Source organism: Algoriphagus confluentis (assembly GCF_036245625.1).
Classification (GTDB): Bacteria; Bacteroidota; Bacteroidia; order Cytophagales; family Cyclobacteriaceae; genus Algoriphagus; species Algoriphagus confluentis.
The window spans coordinates 319,680-339,197 of sequence record NZ_BTPD01000003.1; the positions used below are offsets into that span (position 1 = coordinate 319,680).

Below are 19,518 nucleotides of genomic sequence, written 5' to 3' on the forward strand. Positions count from 1 at the left end.
CATGAAAACAATTAGCAGAGCAAGCAGAAGAGATTTTCTCAAAATCGCAGGAACCACAGCAGGTGGTTTGTTTATCGGATTCAACTGGTTCAGCTGCGATTCTCCAAAAGTCGAAGTACTGAGCACCGAAGAGATTTTAGCTCAGGCCAAATCTTTTAATTCCTATTTGTCTATTTCTCCAACTGGGGATGTGGTGATTTATTCCCCCAATCCGGAATTGGGACAAAATATCAAGACCTCATTCCCGATGGTGGTAGCCGAGGAATTGGATGCTGACTGGGAGAAAGTTCGTGTTGTTCAGGCCAATTTGGATACCGAAAAGTATGACCGACAGCTTACCGGTGGATCGGGCGCTATGCCTCATAGCTGGGAAAGACTCCGAAAAGCAGGTGCTACCGCAAAATATGTTTTGGTTGCCGCTGCGGCAAAAACCTGGAATGTACCAGCAGAAGAGATTACGGTAGAAAAAGGCATCATTTCCCACAAAGGATCTGGAAAGAGCGGGCACTTCGGGGAGTTTGTGACAGAAGCGGCAGGCATTCAGGCTCCGGAAGAAGTGGTGCTGAAGGATAAGAAAGACTTCAAAATCATTGGCACCCCGGTGAAAAATGTAGATGCCAAGGAAATGTATACCGGAAAACCACTTTTTGGATTGGATTTCTATCGGGAGGGAATGAAGCAGGCCATGGTTCAGCGAGCTCCTTTTGGAATGAAGATCAAATCCGTAGATGATGCCGCCGCTAGAGCTGTTTCCGGAATTACAGATGTGGTGACTTTTGGAACAAGCGTGGCAGTGGTAGGTGAGTCCACTTGGCCGCTGATGAAAGCGAAAAAGCTTTTGAAAGTGGAATACGAACCAGACGGCACCGTCGAAAGCTCGGCGGATCATGACCGAATTTTTGCCGATTTAATGGCTTCAGGCAAGGCAGAAGTAAGAAGAAAAGACGGCAATGTGGATGCGGCCTTCAAAGGTGCGGCAAAAGTTGTCACTGCCGAATACCAGTGCCCTTTCTTGGCTCATTCACCGATGGAGCCGGAAAATTTCTTTGCCCATGTGCAGGGTGACAAATGCGAATTGATAGGGCCTACCCAAACTCCGGATCGTGCCAGACAAGCCGCAGCCACGATTTTAGGGATTCCCAAAGAAAATATTACGGTAGAAATCACCCGATTGGGAGGCGGATTTGGTCGAAGACTTCGAGCTGATTATGCTGAAGAAGCTGTTCATATTTCCAAAGCCATCAATGCTCCAGTGAAGGTCACTTGGAATCGGGAAGATGAATTGACCGGGGGAGCCTATCGCCCGGCAGTGCGCTATAGATTCGAAGCCGCACTGGATACAAATGGTCAGATGATTGGTTATAAACTCAAAGGAGTTGGGATGAATGCCGGTAATTCTACCCGGGAAAACAACTTCCCATCCGGAGCAGTAGACAATGTCCTGATAGAAAGTGTTAACTATGAGTCAAGCATCACTACCAACGCCTGGAGAGCTCCGATCACCAACTTCTTGGCTTATGCAGAGCAAAGCTTCTTGGATGAAGTGGCTTTGGAAGCAGGAAAAGATCCTGTCGAATTCCGCTTGGAATTGCTCAACCGAGCCAAATCCAATCCAGTCGGCGAGCTGGGCTACGATGTGGACCGAATGATTGGGGTGGTAAAAATGGCCGCTGAAAAATCCAATTGGGGCAAAGATTCGAATGTGAAGCAAGGTTTCTCCGTGTATTTCTCCCACAGGTCTTATGTGGCACAAGTGGCCGATATTGAATTGCAAAGCGGTACTCCAGTCCTCAAAAAGATCACTGCAGTGACCGATTGCGGAATGGTCGTGAATCCGACCGGCGCCAATCATCAGGTACGAGGTGGAATCGTGGACGGCATGGGACATGCGATGTATACTAACCTCACTTTTGAGAATGGGGTACCCAAGCAGAGAAACTTTGATTCTTACCGTTTGATTAGACTCAAAGAAGTGCCTGAGATCGAAACCCACTTCTTGGATTCCGGATATGATCCAACCGGTTTGGGCGAACCAGCCCTTCCGCCAACGGGTGGGGCGATTGCCAATGCGATTTTCTCCGCGACAGGAAGACGACTAAGAAGTCAGCCCTTTATCGAGCAGAAGGAATTTTCTGATATCAAGCTGGAAATCCGAAGAGCCTAAGGGGAGGTATTATAACCCATACTAATGCTGCCTCTTAATGATCTGCCCCCAAAAAGTTGGACACTTATTGGGGGCATTTCTATGAGCAGAAAAATCAAGTATGATGTCAACTTCAAACTCAAGGTTGTCAGTCAAATTCTAAAAGGGAAGGAATCTACAGTTTCTTCAAGTAACAAATTGGGTATAACAAAATCGTTGATTGAAAGGTGGTTCCATTTTTACCAGATTCATGGGATCGCGGGTCTAATGCCTATCAAAAATCAGTATACACCTGAATTTAAGCTGGGGGTTATAAAGGCTTTAAAAACAAAGTCTCTATCTTTAAAAGAAGCCAGTCGCCAGTTCCGGATTCCCAGTGATTCCACACTGAAAAAATGGCTGCTTCTTTATGATTCCTTTGGCCCAGAAGCTTTGAAAATTGAGCGACGAGGCAGGCCAAAAATAAGAAACCCTGCTATGCCCAGAACGCCCAAAAGACCCCTTACCCGAGAAGAACAGCTCCTGGAAGAGCTGGCAGATCTTAGAGCTGAAAACGCCTACCTAAAAAAGCTTCATGCCTTGATTCAATCCGAAAGCGGGAAAGAAGAAAAACGCAAATCATCCAAGAATTAAGGCAGCAGCATGCATTGGTCACGCTTCTCAAGCATGCTGGGATGGCACGAAGCACCTTCTACTATCATCTCAACCAACTCCGCAATCAGGATAAGTACGGGACGATCAAACAGGAAATCAAGCAGATCTATCACCTTCACAAAGGCCGATATGGCTACCGAAGAATCCATCTGGAACTTAAGAACAGAGGCTATGCGATCAATCACAAAACCGTTTTCAGCCTGATGCGGGAACTTAGACTTAAAAGTCTGATAAGAGCCAAAAAGTACGTTTCCTACCGGGGAGAACAGGGTAAAATAGCGCCTAATATCCTGCAACGAAACTTCAAAGCAGATCAGCCCGAACAAAAGTGGGTCACTGATATTACCGAGTTCAAGGTTAAAGACAAGAAACTCTATCTGTCGCCGATCCTGGATCTGTACAACGGGGAAATCATATCCTATACTTTGGCTGACAGGCCTCAACTCAAGCATGTCCTGCATATGGTCAAAAAAGTGAAAAAACAAGGGAACGAAAACTCTACAACTATCCTGCACTCTGATCAGGGATGGCACTATCAAATGAAGCGATACCAGCAGCTACTCAAAGACAGAAACATCCAAATCAGTATGTCCAGAAAGGGGAACTGTCTCGACAACGCAGTCATTGAAAACTTCTTTGGAACTCTCAAATCAGAGCTGTTCTACATGAAAAAGTACCAGTCTATTCACCAACTCAAAAAAGAAATCAATCAATACATCCATTATTACAACCATCACCGGATTAAATCCAACCTAAATGGAAAAAGCCCGGTGCAATACCGAGTTCTTTCTCTAAATTTAAATCATCCTTAACCGTCCAACTTTTGGGGGCTAGTCCATAAGAGGCAGCATTTTTTATTTATTCACCACATCGCCACATAGAATTTGAGATGAATAGCAATGCTTCTATGTCTTCTATTGTGTCTATGTGGTTAAAATTTTTTGAAGGTTGACTTCTAATAAAAATGTCCTCCCATCTTGTTGTCTTCGTGACAAAGCGTATTTTTCAGCTGGAAAATGAAAAGAGCCTCTAAGATTTTAGAAGCTCTTCACTATCTCTTTCTGATTAGATTGGATACTAAAGCTTAGAATTTTGATCAATCTTCCAAATTTCTAATCTTTCAATCCAATTTCTCCGCTTCCGCTTTCAGAATCTCATTTTCATCCGCTTTGGCTGATACAATAAACTCCTCAATCGCCGGATTTTTGGCTTGTCCTTTTTTCAATAACTCGCCCAAAGCCAAAGCAACAGCAATCCGGGTTCCTGTCTTCTTAACCGCAGTTCCGAATAACGGCTCCAATTCTTCATAGCTTACCTCTTCGGCAAACTCTCGGATCGAATTCATGGCTGTTTCCAGCTTGTCGCCGGAGAGGTTGGTCAACTTTTTCCCGATTTGCTGGATTTCATTAATAGCCTTTTTCTGAGGCTGTGATTGCGGCTGAGCCTGAGGTTTTGACTGATTTTGAGCTGGTGCCTTAGTATTTTGTTTTGCCCAGGTATCTTTCAATCCCACTGTTTTGTTGAAGACTAAATGACCTTCTTTGGAATCAGGGTCCAAGGTGAAGTATCCCAGGCGCTGGAATTGAAACTTGTCTTCCAAAGTCGCCTTGGCCAAAAAGGGCTCCAAATAGGCTTCCTTGATGATATTCAGCGAGTTTGGATTGATAAATTCCAAAAAGCCCTTTTCCTCATGGGCATCCGGTGCTTCATCCAAAAACAATCGATCGTATTCCCGAACCTCAGCTTTGATCGCATGGGCAATAGATACCCAATGGAGGGTCCCCTTCACTTTTCGCTCACTGGCTTCTGTTCCGCTTCCGGATCTGGAATCTGGATCATAGGTACAATGGATTTCCTGAATTTCACCGGAAGCATCTTTGATCACTGATTCTCCTTTGATGATATAGGCGCTTTTCAGTCGAACTTCATTTCCCAGAGAAAGTCGGAAGAAGTTCTTTCCACCATCTTCTTTGAAATCTTCCCGCTCGATATACAATTCCCTGGAAAAAGGCACCTCATGCGTACCCGAATTTGCCTCTTCCGGGTTATTTTCCAAATGAAGAATTTCTGACTTTCCTTCTGGATAATTGGTAATGACCAATTTCACGGGATTTAATACCCCCATCACCCGGGTGGCAGTTTGGTTCAAATCCTCCCGGATACAGAATTCCAACAGAGACACATCGGTGATATTGTCCCTCTTGGCAATCCCTGCCAGATCGCTGAATTTACGGATGGAAGTAGGCGTATAGCCTCTCCTTCTCAAGCCCGAAATGGTAGGCATTCGAGGGTCATCCCAGCCGGCAACGACTTTCTTTTGCACGAGTTCGAGCAGCTTTCGCTTACTCATGACTGTATAGCTCAAGTTTCTTCGGGCAAATTCCCGCTGCTTAGGTCTCAGCTTTGCCGGATCCACGATTTGGTCCAAATACCAATCGTAAAGCTCCCGGTGGGCCTTGAACTCTAGCGTACAGAGGGAGTGGGACACCTGCTCGATGTAATCCGATTCGCCGTGGGCCCAGTCATACATGGGGTAAATGCACCATTTATTTCCGGTTCGGTGATGATGCGCCTTGAGGATTCGATAAAGAATCGGATCCCGCATGTGCATATTGGGAGAAGTCATGTCGATTTTGGCTCTCAAAACATAGGTTCCAGCAGGGAATTCCCCATTTTTCATTCGTTCGAAAAGATCCAAACTCTCTTCAATCGGACGATTTCTATATGGGCTGTCTGTTCCGGAAGTAGTTGGGGAGCCTTTTTGCGAAGCGATTTGCTCCGAAGTTTGCTGATCGACGTAGGCTTTGTCTTTTTTGACCAGTTCTACAGCCCAGTCATGGAGCTGCTGGAAGTAGTCTGAGGCATAGCATTCATTAGCCCATTTGAACCCAAGCCAAGCGATATCCCGCTTGATGGCATCGACATATTCCTGTTCTTCCTTGGATGGATTGGTATCGTCAAATCTCAGATTTACAGGAGCTTGGTATTTTTCTCCCAAACCAAAATTCAAACAGATGGAGGCCGCATGGCCAATATGAAGGTAGCCATTGGGTTCGGGTGGGAATCTGAACCGAAGATTTTCTTTGGAAAAGCCTGCTGCCAGATCTTCTTCTATAATATGTTCAATAAAATTCAGGGACTCGGTGGATTCTTTCATAATTCTTAATAGAGGCCCAAAAATACTTTAATTGGAAGGAATTGCAATTAAAAAGCAGTGAAGACTGGAGATGGAAGACCGAAGACCGATGTCGGAAGTTAGCGATCTAAATTCTTGTGTCTTTTTATGTCTAAAATTTAAATCTCGTCCATCTCCCGAATCGGCCAAAAGGGTCCGGTTAATATCAATTTTTGATTTTCCTCGTCCACCTTAAAATCGACCTTCATTTCTTCCCTCACTTGTTCATTTATTGCCAGGCAGGCATTAAAGTGTACTAAATCAAAATCCAAGACCATGGAGCCAGTTTTACTCGAATAGAATTCAGGACCGGATTTGAGCTTGACTTTTTCAGCGACAGCTCCTTCTTTTTTGTAATAATAGGAGAGGAAAATCCCGAGTTCCTGTTCTCTTTCGGCTAAAAGTCTTTCCAAATCCTCTTTAGGATTCGCAGTAGATTGGAAATCAAAAGTCCAGGTTTCTTGCATGGTTGATGGCTTTTTTGAAGCCAATTACGCAGAATCTTAGCGCTTCAGCAACTTAAACCCGATTTCTCTTCCATGTCCCTGAAACATGGCCAGATTGATCCAAAACCAGGCAAACTGCTCCATCAGCTCGAATTTGTCATTCCCACCAATGGAATAGCATTCTCCGAATCCAGCATCTTTTGCTAGCTGGATTGCCACACTTTTACCAACTTCACTGTCTCCAGCCACAAACATGTCCAAAGCCGTTTCCCCATACTTTGGATTGGCCATATTGTTAAATCCTGTCGTATTGAAGCACTTGACCACCTCCCGGGTTTCTGTATTTGCTAGAATTGCTTGCGCGGTAGTCTTAAAGCCAAGTGGTCCCCGTCCCATGATGATGTTCATCGAGTCGATGATGATTTTGCCGGTGGTATCACCCAAACTTTTGGCAACTTCCCCTGCCGCGGGTGCGGGGGTAGCGATAAGAATTACCTCGGATTTTTCGACTGCCTCTTTAATTGGAAATACCTGAGTATTGGGATTGTTCAGGAGTTCTTTTCCTTTGAAATTGGTGGTATCCTGAACTCCAAGATTGATTTTATGTCCGGCTTTGGCCCACTTAGTGGCCAAAGTACCACCTACATTTCCGGTCCCGATGATTGCGATTTTCATAGCAATAAGTTACTGTTTATTTAAAAAATTCACTACCAACTCAGCCGCTGCAGCACCGGAGTTTTGCTGTTGACCCGTGATCAAATTTCCATCCTGAATGGCATAAGAAGAGAATGGGGCGGCAACTTTGAAAATGGTTCCGGAAAGTTTTCGAGCCTCTTCTTCGATTCGATAGGGTTGGATTTTCATTCCTACCGCCTGATCTGCAAATTCCTCCTCGGCATCCGCAAAGCCTGTCCAGGTTTTTCCAGACACAAGCAGCTCACCGTTTGATTTTTTGGCTTCCAAAAGGAGAGTAGTCGAATGACAAACTGCCGCACTGGGCTTACCGGCTTCATAGAACTCCACAAAAAGCTTTTCCAAATCGTTGTTTCCCCGGAAGGTATACATCGGACCTTGACCCCCGACCAAGAAAATAGCTGCATAGTTTGCAGGATTGACTTCGGTCAGTTTTTTGGTGTTTTCCAGCATGGCTTTGAATTCCGGCTTTTGTAAATAGCCCATGGAAATCACATCATGTGCGGAATAGCCATTCGCATCGGTGGGATTGGAATAGGCATCCATTTCTAACTTTCCTCCTTCGGTTGATACCAGTTCCACTTCATAGCCTGCCTCCTGAAATACGCGAAGCGGATGAGTCAATTCGGCGATCCAGAAACCGATGGGCCAGCCAGTTTGCTTGGAAACAGAGGGGGAACTGGCGACCATCAGAATCTTTCCTTTGCTGGGGGCTCCATGAAAATGTACGTAAGCGTTTTTCTCTAAAATTTGATTCATGATTGTTTTGACTAGTTGATGGAATCAAAGATTGAAATGAATGCTATCTTTGGCTATATACTTACCAAAGATGTAGCTATACACTTTTTGGAAAGAAATGGAAAATTGAGAAGCTATGCCTGATTTCTTATTTAACAAAAAGCTGTACTACAACCCGGTCGAGTTTGCCATGGACCGAATCGGAGGTACTTGGAAAATGCCCATCCTTTGGAGACTCAAAGATCGGGTCATGCGCTACGGGGAGTTGAAAAAAGACATTCCGCACATCACCCACAAAATGCTCACCAGCCAGCTGAGGGAATTGGAAGAGGAGGGTTTTATTCACAGAAAAGTCTATCCTGTAGTTCCGCCAAAAGTAGAATACTCCATCACTGAACGTGGATTAACCGCCATTCCTATCATCGATACCATTCGAAATTATGGATTGCAGTTGATGGAAGAGTTTGGGGTAGGAGAGAAAAAATAAGCAATTTGAGGCTATGAATTACCCGATTTACCTGGACTATAACGCCACAACGCCCAGTGCTTCTGAGGTCATAGAAGCCATGCTTCCTTACTTTGGAACCCATTTTGGCAATGCCGCCAGCAAAAGTCATCCCTATGGCTGGTTGGCTGAAAATGCCGTGGAAACAGCCCGAGAGCAAGTAGCCAATTTGATCGGAGCCAGGCCGAAAGAGATCATTTTCACCTCAGGAGCTACCGAATCGGTCAATCTGGGAATAAAAGGAACCTTTGAATCGTATCAGGGAGAAAAGCAGCATTACATCACTGCCCTGACCGAGCACAAGGCCGTATTGGATACCTTCGCAGAAATCGAAAAAAGAGGTGCTGAGGTCACCTATCTTCCAGTCGATTCCAGCGGAAATATCAGTCTGGAGGAACTTGAAAACTCCATTCTCCCGCATACCAAAATGATTTGCCTGATGTGGGCCAATAATGAAACAGGAGTCATTCATCCTGTGAAGAAAATAGCCGATTTAGCCACATCAAGGAACATTATCTTTTTCACGGATGCCGTTCAGGCCGCAGGGAAAATTCCTGTTTTCACCAAAGGAATTCACCTGATGGCCATATCTGCTCATAAACTATATGGACCCAAAGGGGTGGGAGCACTTTATGTTCGGCACAACCATGATTTACCCAAACCCTTGGCACAAATTCATGGGGGTGGACATGAAAAAGGCATGCGAAGCGGTACACTCAATGTGCCTGGAATCGTTGGTTTTGGAAAAGCAGCAGAACTTCGATTGGCAGAAATTAAAGCTGAGGCTCAGCGTTTGGAAACCCTGCGAAAAAAACTGGAAAACAGACTTTTGGAATTATCAAACACTTTTCTGAACGGGAGTCAGCAATCCCGTTTGCCACATGTAACCAACATTGCCTTTGGTGGAGTAGAAGGAGAGGAGTTGCTCAAGATGGTGAACCAAAAGGTGGCCGTTAGCTCCGGTTCGGCCTGTACTTCCATTTCACCAAAACCCAGTCATGTGTTGGCTGCAATGGGATTGAGTTCGGATTTGGGTCGGGCTTCCATTCGCTTTTCTCTGGGAAAAAATACTACTGAATCAGAGATTGAGATGGTTCTAAATTGGGTGAAAAAAGTGGTTTTGGAGTTAAGGAAGCCTTGAAGAATTAAAACTGAAGTTAGAATAATCAGAACTTAAACAGTTAAATATCAGTATATTTAGGCTATGGAAACCAAAAAACCAGAGACTGTTAACGAACGTGAAGCAGAATATGGGATGTATTCTTATGCGGACTATCTGACTTGGCCGATCGATGAAGTAGTAGAATTGATCAAGGGAATTCGATTTAAGAAGGCTGCGGCTGCACCAAAGAGAATCCATCAGCGGGTTTCTTTAAAACTAGCAACCAAGCTATTCACATTTCTTGAAGGCAAAAAATGTCAGGTATATGATGCTCCCTTTGATGTGCGATTCCTAAAAGGATCCAAAGAAGACCACAAAATTCATGACGTCGTCCAGCCAGATATCTGCGTAATTTGTGATCCTGAAAAGCTGGATGAAAGAGGATGCCTAGGCGCCCCTGATTTGATTGTGGAAATCCTTTCTCCGGGAAACAATAAAACTGAACTCAAGCACAAGTACAAGCTTTACGAATCTCATGGGGTCAGGGAATACTGGATTATCCATCCAGAAAACCAAAACCTGATGATTTACACATTGGTAAATGGAAGTTATGTACCATCCCGGTTGCTTACTTCTGGAGACGTAGTCCAGTCAGATGTACTTGAAGGCTTTGTATTAGACTTAGAGGATTTTTTTAAGGATATCGAGTAGTAATTTTTCAATTTTCAAGTCTTCCAATTTTCCAATCGAATCAAATCCTCGGCTGTATCCAAATCCCCTGCTCCCAACGGGAAATCCACTGCGAAAACATCTGCTCTATTTTTCAGAATCACCTTTTTTGCACCTTCTGAACTCTTCAATTGAAGCAATTCTTGAAAGTATTGTTGATCAAAAATAGCCGGAACTCCCAAGGTATTGGAATAGGAACATGCGACGATTCCTTTTCCTGATTTGGACTTTTCTGCAATCAACCGATTCAGCAACTGACTATCTACAAAGGGCTGATCCACCAGCATCAAAATCACCTGATCTGGATTCTCTTTTTCCATCACATATCGAAGTCCAGACTGCATGCTGCTCGCCATTCCTTCCACCCAATGGTCATTGATGAGGTGGGGGATATTCTCCGAGTTAAAACCGGTCTTGATCAAGTCCGGATTCCAACCCAAAATTACAACCAGAGAATCCGCAGTACTTTTTTGAGCTTCATCAATGGCTTTTTGTATAAGTTTTTTTCCCTGAAAATCAACCAGCTGCTTGGGTCTACCTAATCTGGAGGAAGAACCAGCTGCCAAAAGGATGATGCAAGTCTTCATGCTCCTTTCTCGTGAATAGGTCCTTCTTTGTCCCGAAGAAAAATAGGCTGCTTTTGATTCAGAACTGCTTTGATTTCTGCAAAAATGGAAAGAGCAATCTCTTCAGAAGTTTCGGCTCCAATTTCCAATCCGATGGGTGCAAAGATATTGTCCATGGAAACTTCAAATCCCTTGGAATTGAGCCTCTGAACCAGTTTTTCGGTCTTTCTTTTCGGTCCCAAAATACCGATGTAGGGGATCATACAATTCAGCAATTTTTCCAAAACCACCACTTCGTATTCGAAATTATGGGTCATTAGGAGCGCTACCGTATTTAAATCAGTTTCTATTTGGCCAACCACCTCTTCAGCAGCCCCTTGAATAATCTGCTTTGCTTGGGGAAAGCGGGCAGGAGTAGCCAGGTTTTTTCTACCATCAATCAATACCAATTCAAATCCCATTATATCCGCAAGTTTGGCAACCGGAATCGTATCATTTCCCGCACCGAAAAGAAGAATTCGTGTTACTGGCTTGATAATTTCGAAGAAAACAGAAACATCCTCTAAATCCTCAAACGAATGAATCTGACTTTTTCCTCCTTCAAAAGCCTTCTGTTCATGCTTCAGTCTCAGCCAAAGTTGGGGTGGGATTTTGTCCGTGGCCCCGTATTCGTGATAACCCTTTTTCAAAAAAACCGTCCCAATCTGCTCAGATTTGGATCTGGGTATAGAAAAAACTGTTAAAAGTAAGCTGGTTTGCCGGTCTGAAAGCGCTTCATTTATCAATTCGATCGGGTTTTTGGGATCGTTTAGGTCAATCGGTTCGATCAATACATGAATGATGCCATTGCAGCCTAACCCGACCCCGAATTTTTGGTCATCCTCATCTGTGGTGTCATAGGTGACAAGCATGGACTTTCCTTGGAAAATTACCGTTTGGGCTTTGCGAAGCGCATCCCCTTCCAAACAGCCTCCGCTGATCGCTCCGGTCAAGGCTCCATCCTGAGTCACCAACATTCTTGCTCCCGGCCTTCGGTAAGCCGAACCATCCACTTTCACCACAGTCGCCAATGCCATGGCTAATTGTTGTGATTTGCAGGCTTCGTAGGCTTGGAGGATTTGTTGAAGTTCTTTCATGGAAGTGTTTAAATCAGCTGACCAGTCGCTTTATTTTCTTTTCGAAGGGAGAACCATATCGAAAAAATGGCGGACAGAGCAAGATATCCAACGAATAAATAGAGCGAGCCAGGCAAAAACTTATTCAAACCAAACCAATCACCGGCAACAACCACAAAATAAAGGGCATAGGCGACTTTGAGGAGTTCCCAAGCCCAGGCATTGGGATTTCGATCCATCAATTCGGTGTAGGAAAAGACCGTTAAAAACACAAAACCTCCAAAATAGAAGATCCCCGGAGATCCGATGGCAGCTAGATTTCCAAACAAATAGCTCAGGAAAAGCAACAGCACGATCAATTGAACAAAGCTCCAAACGAGCATTCCTTTGGTCAGGTTAGGATTGTATTTTTCAAAATGATACACATCCTTGATTTTGTCCACCGGATATTTAGCGGCTACATCAGCTGGTCTCCAACCCAGAGGCATAAACCAGATTTTCAACTTGTCTGACCAGTTTTTAGTTCTCCAGGCATCCTTGATCAACAGCCAAAGATGCATAAAATTGATCTTGATTGGATTCCAAGTCTGTACCGGACGGGTGACTCCGTAGACCGCCGGAATTTCTTCCTTTTCCTCCTGATAGGTACCAAACCACTTATCCCAAAAGATGAAGATCTGCCCATAATTCTTGTCCAAATACTCTGGATTGATGGCATGGTGAACCCGATGGTGGGAGGGAGTGACGATGATTTTTTCCAAAAACCCCATCCTTCCGATATGCTGGGTATGATACCAAAACTGGGCGAACAAATGCAAGGGCGCCACAATTGCGATAACTTCCGGTGGTACGCCCAAAATCGCTGCTGGAATCAAAAATACAGTGAAGATTTTGACAATACCTGAGATACTCTGTCGCAAAGCACAGGCTAGGTTAAACTCCTCTGAGCTGTGGTGGATGATGTGATTGTTCCAAAAGAGATTGTACTCATGGGCAATGCGGTGTGTCCAATATCCGGCAAAATCCAAGGCAAAAAAAGCAAGTACATAGACTATCCATGTCGCTTCGATCTGGAAAAACCCGAACTTGCCATAAAGCCAATCATAAGAAATCACCACCACACTCAGTCCCAAAACATCCTTAGTCACATTGGTCATGCCTGAGCTCAGGCTGGAGATCATATCTGTGAGCGGTACGGTGTCTTTATGCTTCCATATCCCCCAAAACTTTTCAAACAAGACCAGCACAAAAAATGCCGGCATCGCGATTAATAAGATCTTTCCGTAGGTTTCCATCGGGCTAATCGTTTTAGTTCTAAACTTAAAGATTAACCCGAATGAAATCAAAAAGATATTTCCAAAAGGAGAATATTTACCTACATGAAGCTCGAAAATTGATTTTTATCAAATCCAATGGTTTTTGTGAGCCAGATTGATGATTTGTGCCTGGGAATTGACGTGGAGTTTTTGATAAATGTTGGCAATGTGCTTTCGGATGGTAAATGGGGATATTTCGAGCTCCATGGATATTCTCTTGGCATCCCAACCGTTAATGAGGTGACTGAGGACTTCTTTTTCCCGATCGGTCAGCATATCCGGCATTTCGAATTTTGAGGAGGAATTATGGTCTTCTTTTCTGCTGAGAAGCTGGAGGGTTTTTCTGGCAATTCCGGGACTCATTGGGGCTCCTCCAAACTCCAGTACATTTTGGACAGCCTGCAAAATCTGATCAGATGATTCATGCTTCAGTAGATATCCCGAAGCTCCGGCCCGAATTGCCTCGAAGATGTTTTCCTCGTCATCAAAAACTGTCAAAACCAAAAAATGAATGTGGGGGTACAGTGCTTTTCCAAATCGAATGGCTTCAATTCCATTCATGATTGGCATTTCAATATCCATAAAGACGACTTGTGGAAGAAATCCGTGTTGTAATTCTTCGAGCTGAGAGAGGGCATGCTTTCCATTTTCTGCGATAAAACTCATTTTGAGGGAATTGATTCCATCAGTTTTCATCCGAAAACTTCTCACGTTGACCGGATTATCTTCTACCAGAGCGATTCTATAAGGTTCCATGGTTCAAAATTGAGGTGAAAAAACCCGTAAAACCATACTCAATTTGTAGTAGGCTTGATCCGAACCAAAGTTCCTGAGTTTCCAATTATTCCTTCCCATGAGATATTCCATCCTGCTGATTTGGCTCGGTTTTTCATGTTTTCAAGGCCATTTCCTGACATTTTAAAGGATTCAGGATGAATACCTTTGCCATCGTCACTGACCTCTATGGACCAGGACTCGTGGCTTCTCAGTGAAATGGTAATCTGTCTGCACTCACTGTGCCGAAGTGCGTTGTTGATGGCCTCTTGGAGGATTCTGAATAAATTAAATGCTTCGGCCGCTGGCAGAATCTTATCCTCCATGATTTCCTCCCGGAAATTGATCTGAATTTCGGGGTAGGAGGAATCAATCCGCCGAAGGTAGAGCTTTAGCCGGTCACTGAGGGCAGTCAGGCGAAGGGAATCATTTTTCAAGGCCCAAATGGTGTCGTTCAATTCACTGATCATCGATCGGGAATTGAGCTGAAGTTCCCTCAAGGCGGTTTTCCCCATTTCATCCAGTTGATTTCCGTCAATGTAATCCAAGTTGGAAGTAATGGAGGCTGCAAATGAACCCAGATTGTCATGTAGGTCCGATGATATCCGCTTTCTTTCTTGCTCTTTAGCTTCAAGAATGGATTTTTGGGCTTTGAATTTTTCTTCCTCCTGAAATTTAACCCGCTCGATTTTTTCTTTGCGCTTGGAAAAAACCAACCCAAGCGCGGCCAACAGAATAACAATGGCCAGCGCAGCCGATGTCCCATATACTACCCGCTGTCTTCGGATCAAATCGAGCTGTTGTTGGATGATGATGTTTTCTTTTTGCTGGACCTCATACTGGGTTTGAAGTTCGGCAAGAGCCCGCTCAGAATTCTGTGTGTAGAAGGCATCTTTTGCTTTAATTATCTCTTCTAAGGTTTCCTGATATTTATCGGATTCCCCTGTAGCTTTGTATGCTTTAGCCAATGCCTCAAAATAGATCAGCCTAAGATTAATTGAATTGGTAAGCGTCTTTGAATCCAGGGTATTTGGGTCAGCCATAGAACCTTCCAAAATTGTGTTGGCGAGGTCAATGACTTTTGCATATTGACTGGATTCCAGATAAAAATTAAGGAGGGTTTCCTTGTCATCGGTATAGAGATTTTGGTCACCGGTAAGTTTTCGGGCTTCCAACAATTCAATCAGCGCGTTTTCTGCCACAGGCAAATCTCCCGTCTTGATAGCTATTTCGGATTTGCATTGCAAAGCCATGGAATAGATTGGCAAGTTGTTGATTGATTTGCTCAGGTCGACCCCTTCATTGATAAAACGCATTGCGGAGTCCAATTTGGCTAATTGGAGGTAAGCATTTGACTTATTGATCAAGATCGAAGCCCCGACAGTTCGAAATTCCAAGTTATTGCCCCCAAACTGTTCTGCTTTCCTTATCCATTCCAAGGCTTCTAAAGGTTGATGTCTCGCCAGAGAAATCGAAGCGATAGAGTTCAAGTTGACCGCTTGGTTCAGAGGATCGCCAATCTGCTCTGCCTCTTTGATAAGCTGATACAAAATATCTAAGGCTGCAGGATAATCCATCCTTCCTCCTTTGGAGACGGCCTTGAGACGCATCAGTTTAAAATAACTTGGTCCAGTAAAGGGATCATTGTATGCTAATCGACTTACCACTTCATCAATCAAAACGGTAGCACTATCCAGCCAGCCCCAACGGTAGTAATCCTGAGCTTTTGCCAGCGCGGCCAAAGCAATCAACGAATCATTGCCAGTTTGTAGGGAGAGGCTATATGCTTCATAGGCATACTTGTCCAGTGTATCTCTTGGAAGGTTATAATGAACTTCACACAGTGCAAGAATGGCATGCAATCGTTGTTCCTGGGTTTTTGCTTGATAGATTTTAGTTCGGAGGGAGTTCAATTCTACCGATTGACCAAAGGTGACGAAAGTAATTATGATCAAAAATAGACAGGATATCAGTCGGTTACGCATAGGATAAAAATAGCAATTTTAGCTTCTTCTACTTCAAATTGAGTATTTTTTTGGGGTTTTAATAGGCTCAATTTTGACTGCTTCAAAGCCTGAAGTTTTTCTAAAATTCAACCTACACAGCCATGAAAAATCCTAAATTCATTTTGTTACTTCTTGGAATCCTCCTCGTGATTTCCTGCAAAGATCCTGAGGATACAGATCCTGTAGTACCAATCACGGAAAATCCCGACAGAGCACCAAGGGGAATAGTCCGGACCAATTTGATCGGACGGGTCATTGACGAACAAAACAACCCGCTTGTAGGCGCTACCGTCCTTGCCGGAGGAAAACAAACGACCACAGACCTTAATGGTTTTTACAACTTCACTGACGTCTCCCTAGATGGAGACCGCGGATACATGATCATCAGCAAAGACGGATATTTTGATGGGCATCGTATCATTGAGCCTTACAAAGACAAACTTTCCCAAGTACCTACGTTGAGACTGATTGAAAAAAAGTCAATCGGAAGTATCCCTTCTGCTTCGGGAGGAAAAGTGGGCCTATCTGGAGGAATTCAGGTGGAATTGCCCGCCAATGCAATTGAGAATTATACCGGTCAGGTGAATGTAGTCGCTTCATATATCAATCCAACTGCACATGATTTCATCGCCCGAGTTCCCGGTGACTTGATAGCAGAAAACGCAGAAGGGAAAATAGGTCTGCTGGAATCTTTTGGTATGGCACACATCGAGTTACTGGATAATTCGGGTAAAGAACTTAAAATCAAATCAGGTGCAAAAGCTACCCTGACACTTCCCATTCCGCCATCCATGGTGTCTGTAGCTCCTCCGACCATCCCCATGTGGTCATTTGATGAGACCAAAGGCATTTGGAAGGAGGAAGGAGTAGGGACCAAGCAAGGAAGCGTTTATGTAGGGGAAGTCACTCACTTTTCGGTTTGGAACTTTGACAAATGGAATCCCTTCCGTTTTATCCCCACTACTATCAGATGGCTTTTTGATTACCTGCTAGGCACCACGAGCCCTGATGGAAATCCGGATATGCTTTCTGATCTTCTAAAGGATATGGAAGGAGGGAAAAAGGGCATGTCAGTCCATGTCACACGAAAAAGTACCGGCTCTACAGTCTATCACCGAAACCTGACCTATCCTTCCAAAACCTCCAGTAATCCCTATTCAGCGGATTTTACAGAAGATATTCGTTTACCGGATGGATTGGATGGACAGGAAAAACTTATCGTCAAAATATATCCGCTTCAGCCTGGTGGTCCTGAGTATCCGGTCAATGAGCGTTATACACCTGTACCAGGAGAAACGCCCGTTCCTATGCCTGAATTTGTTCAATCGGATGATTTTGAAAAGGTCGAAGAGGAATACGATGCCGACTTCACCAGAGCCCCCACTTCAAAAATCGAGGTGACAATTCCTCCCAAAACCCCTGTTGATGCCAAGGGAGCCTATATCATTAACGTGAACGGAAAAACTGTCAATTGTGATAAAAGTGCGCTAAGACAAGGCTATGTCTATGCCAGTCTCAGAAGCAATAATAAAGTTCTGGCATCCGCCTATGCCCCGATCTTCAATGATGGCCTGTTTACTATCAATTATTACATGAAGCAAAAAGGACCAGAATTGGTAAATAATGTGGTATTGACGATCTACGATGTCCAGTCTGGAAAGAAAAGTAGGGACATTGGGATTGCTGTCAATCCTTCTGTTCCCTACGATTTCCAAGCTGATATTTCCGTCTGTAATGAACCCAATGATCCTGTCAATGAAACTCCTACCAAGGTTTTCTCAGGGCCAATTATCATCGGAACTGCACAGGAACTTCAGGCATTTATTGATTCTGCTTACACCGAAGTAGGTAGCTTGACGCTCCGAAACCCGGCAATCGCAGACCTGAGTGGAATCACTTCCCTCAAAAAAGTAGGCACACTCTTCATCGATAGGACCAACATCGAAACTTTGGGGGGATTGACTGAGCTTGAAGAAATTACAGGAGCGATCCGGATTCAGAACAACGGAAATCTAAGGACTATCGGATTCCCAAAACTGCTTACCAAAACCATGCAGGGAGGACTCTACTTTATTTCTAATGCCAGCTTACAATCCATCACCTTGCCCAATTTGGAAGAAATAGGTCAAAACGGTCAAGAGCTAAGCATCGCTCAAAACATTTCCCTTTCGTCAGTTTCAATACCAAAGTTCCGGTCGGTTTCTAATGCTACCCAAGTCACGGTATCAAATACGCTATTGAAGAATCTGGACTTTCTTTCCAATGTGTCAGGGAATCCTTCCGGCTATCTGGTAATTGACGGAAATATTGAATTGGAAAATTTGAATGGCCTTCAAAAAATCGTTCCAAAAGGCGGAGTTTGGATTCGGGGAAATAAAAAACTTCAGACCCTCGATGGAATTAATCTTTCCATTCAGGACTTGGATTATACGGTAATTCAGGACAATCCGGAATTGAAAGATATATCTTCAGTAAGCTCCAAGGTCAAAAATGGCTTTCAAATCACGATCAACCGCAATCCCAAACTAGAGAGCATCACCTTTTCCAATTTGGAGAAAATGGTCAATTTCTCAGGGATCAATATTTCTACTTCCAATGGCTTGAAAACTGTAGATTTTCCGAAACTGAAAGAAATTGATGGAATATTCTTCATCGATGATGCCAAGGCATTGACAACGGTGAAAGCACCTGTCTTAACCAGAATTGCACAGCGGATGTATTTCGCTACACTCTACGCCCTGGAGACTTTGGATTTTCCCGAATTGAAAGAAGCGTTTAGCCTCGAATTTTACCATACTCAAGGCTTGAAAGAGCTTAATGGATTTGGCAAACTGGAAAAGCTAAACGGAAATTTTGCTCTGAACTTAGCGCCATCACCTGCACCTTCACTGATATCGATCAACGGGCTCAATACCCTGAAATCGGCCACTGCACTCGTAATTCAAAATGATCAATCAACCTCCAAACTGCAGGAAATCAAGGGATTTAAAGCCCTGACTGATATTCAATCTGTACTTACAATCTCGGGCGTGCCTAAGCTCAAAGATCTCAGCGGATTGGCAAACTTGACTACTGTAGGCCAGGATTTAAACATTTACTACACCGGAGTGGCTAAACTGGATGTTTTCAAAAAACTGACTCGAATAGGAAACGGGACTTCAGGAGCATTTACTTTGTTGGGAAATAATGAGCTTACGGATTTGGATGGTTTGGAAGGCTTGAAGACTTGTGGACAGCTTTCCATCAGCTCCAATCCCAAACTTACCCAAATCAATGGGCTATCAGGTTTGGAAAAAATTACTGTAGGAATCAATATTTCTTCCAACAAATCCCTGCAAAATGTCAATGGACTTGCCAATTGGACTGGAGCCACCCTAAATCTTGGCATTTCCAGCAATGAAAGCTTAACTGATCTATGCGGAGTGACCAAAATCGCCAAAGAAGGCACGATCACAAATTACAGTGTGTCTTCCAATTCCTATAATCCAACGCTGGCACAATTGAAAGAAGGAAACTGTAAAAAGTAAAGAATTGAAGTTAAAAAGTAAGAGGCTGT

General features: G+C 43.9%; 15 protein-coding genes. 6 read left to right on the top strand and 9 right to left on the bottom strand.

From position 1 onward, the window contains the following. Position 1: 1 nt before the first annotated feature. Entirely contained in the window at positions 2-2,164 is a 2,163-nt protein-coding gene (locus tag AAA943_RS06170) for a xanthine dehydrogenase family protein molybdopterin-binding subunit (RefSeq protein WP_338223361.1), read from the top strand. A gap of 81 nt (positions 2,165-2,245) precedes the next feature. Further along, positions 2,246-3,609 (top strand): IS3 family transposase gene (locus AAA943_RS06175; RefSeq protein ID WP_420915591.1). Its coding sequence is split into 2 segments (ribosomal slippage): positions 2,246-2,717 and positions 2,717-3,609, totalling 1,365 coding nucleotides; the frame shifts between segments, so codons are not numbered across the junction. Positions 3,610-3,917: 308 nt separating this feature from the next. On the opposite strand, the gene AAA943_RS06180 is transcribed toward AAA943_RS06175, so the two are convergent. From AAA943_RS06180 to AAA943_RS06195, 4 genes are all read right to left on the bottom strand, one after another. Continuing rightward, positions 3,918-5,954 (bottom strand): glutamine--tRNA ligase/YqeY domain fusion protein, encoded by a 2,037-nt coding sequence (locus AAA943_RS06180; RefSeq protein ID WP_338223362.1) that lies wholly within the window; start codon positions 5,952-5,954, stop codon positions 3,918-3,920. Positions 5,955-6,091: 137 nt separating this feature from the next. Next, positions 6,092-6,439 (bottom strand): hypothetical protein, encoded by a 348-nt coding sequence (locus AAA943_RS06185; RefSeq protein ID WP_338223363.1) that lies wholly within the window; start codon positions 6,437-6,439, stop codon positions 6,092-6,094. A 36-nt stretch (positions 6,440-6,475) separates the two neighbouring features. Next, positions 6,476-7,093, bottom strand: coding sequence for an NADPH-dependent F420 reductase (locus AAA943_RS06190; RefSeq protein ID WP_338223364.1), 618 nt, complete (start codon positions 7,091-7,093; stop codon positions 6,476-6,478). A 9-nt stretch (positions 7,094-7,102) separates the two neighbouring features. Continuing rightward, positions 7,103-7,870 (bottom strand): type 1 glutamine amidotransferase domain-containing protein, encoded by a 768-nt coding sequence (locus AAA943_RS06195; protein WP_338223365.1) that lies wholly within the window; start codon positions 7,868-7,870, stop codon positions 7,103-7,105. 115 nt (positions 7,871-7,985) lie between these two features. Between AAA943_RS06195 and AAA943_RS06200 the strand changes: the two genes are divergently transcribed. The 3 genes from AAA943_RS06200 to AAA943_RS06210 all read left to right on the top strand — a co-directional run bounded on the left by AAA943_RS06200 (position 7,986) and on the right by AAA943_RS06210 (position 10,167). Continuing rightward, positions 7,986-8,336 carry a winged helix-turn-helix transcriptional regulator gene (locus AAA943_RS06200; protein WP_338218674.1) on the top strand — a complete coding sequence of 117 codons (351 nt, stop codon included), beginning with the start codon at positions 7,986-7,988 and terminating at the stop codon, positions 8,334-8,336. A gap of 13 nt (positions 8,337-8,349) precedes the next feature. Beyond that, positions 8,350-9,495 (top strand): cysteine desulfurase family protein, encoded by a 1,146-nt coding sequence (locus AAA943_RS06205; protein ID WP_338223366.1) that lies wholly within the window; start codon positions 8,350-8,352, stop codon positions 9,493-9,495. 63 nt (positions 9,496-9,558) lie between these two features. Continuing rightward, positions 9,559-10,167: a Uma2 family endonuclease gene (locus AAA943_RS06210; RefSeq protein WP_338223367.1), complete on the top strand. Its 609-nt coding sequence runs from the start codon at positions 9,559-9,561 to the stop codon at positions 10,165-10,167. Between the two features lie 14 nt (positions 10,168-10,181). Here AAA943_RS06210 and AAA943_RS06215 read toward each other — a convergent pair whose 3' ends face one another. The 5 genes from AAA943_RS06215 to AAA943_RS06235 all read right to left on the bottom strand — a co-directional run bounded on the left by AAA943_RS06215 (position 10,182) and on the right by AAA943_RS06235 (position 15,941). After that, entirely contained in the window at positions 10,182-10,772 is a 591-nt protein-coding gene (locus AAA943_RS06215) for a nucleotidyltransferase family protein (RefSeq protein ID WP_338223368.1), read from the bottom strand. Beyond that, a complete protein-coding gene (locus AAA943_RS06220) occupies positions 10,769-11,887 on the bottom strand; it encodes an XdhC family protein (protein ID WP_338223369.1) in 1,119 nt (372 codons plus the stop codon). Before AAA943_RS06220 ends, AAA943_RS06215 begins: the two co-directional genes overlap by 4 nt. Before the next feature lie 8 nt (positions 11,888-11,895). Next, entirely contained in the window at positions 11,896-13,161 is a 1,266-nt protein-coding gene (locus AAA943_RS06225; RefSeq protein ID WP_338223370.1) for a sterol desaturase family protein, read from the bottom strand. A gap of 108 nt (positions 13,162-13,269) precedes the next feature. Continuing rightward, positions 13,270-13,938, bottom strand: a complete 669-nt coding sequence (locus AAA943_RS06230; protein ID WP_338223371.1) for a response regulator — start codon at positions 13,936-13,938, stop codon at positions 13,270-13,272. Positions 13,939-13,976: 38 nt separating this feature from the next. Further along, positions 13,977-15,941 (bottom strand): tetratricopeptide repeat-containing sensor histidine kinase, encoded by a 1,965-nt coding sequence (locus AAA943_RS06235; RefSeq protein WP_338223372.1) that lies wholly within the window; start codon positions 15,939-15,941, stop codon positions 13,977-13,979. A gap of 122 nt (positions 15,942-16,063) precedes the next feature. Here AAA943_RS06235 and AAA943_RS06240 point away from each other — a divergent pair, with 122 nt between their 5' ends. Continuing rightward, positions 16,064-19,489 carry a carboxypeptidase-like regulatory domain-containing protein gene (locus tag AAA943_RS06240; protein WP_338223373.1) on the top strand — a complete coding sequence of 1,142 codons (3,426 nt, stop codon included), beginning with the start codon at positions 16,064-16,066 and terminating at the stop codon, positions 19,487-19,489. Positions 19,490-19,518: the final 29 nt, after the last annotated feature.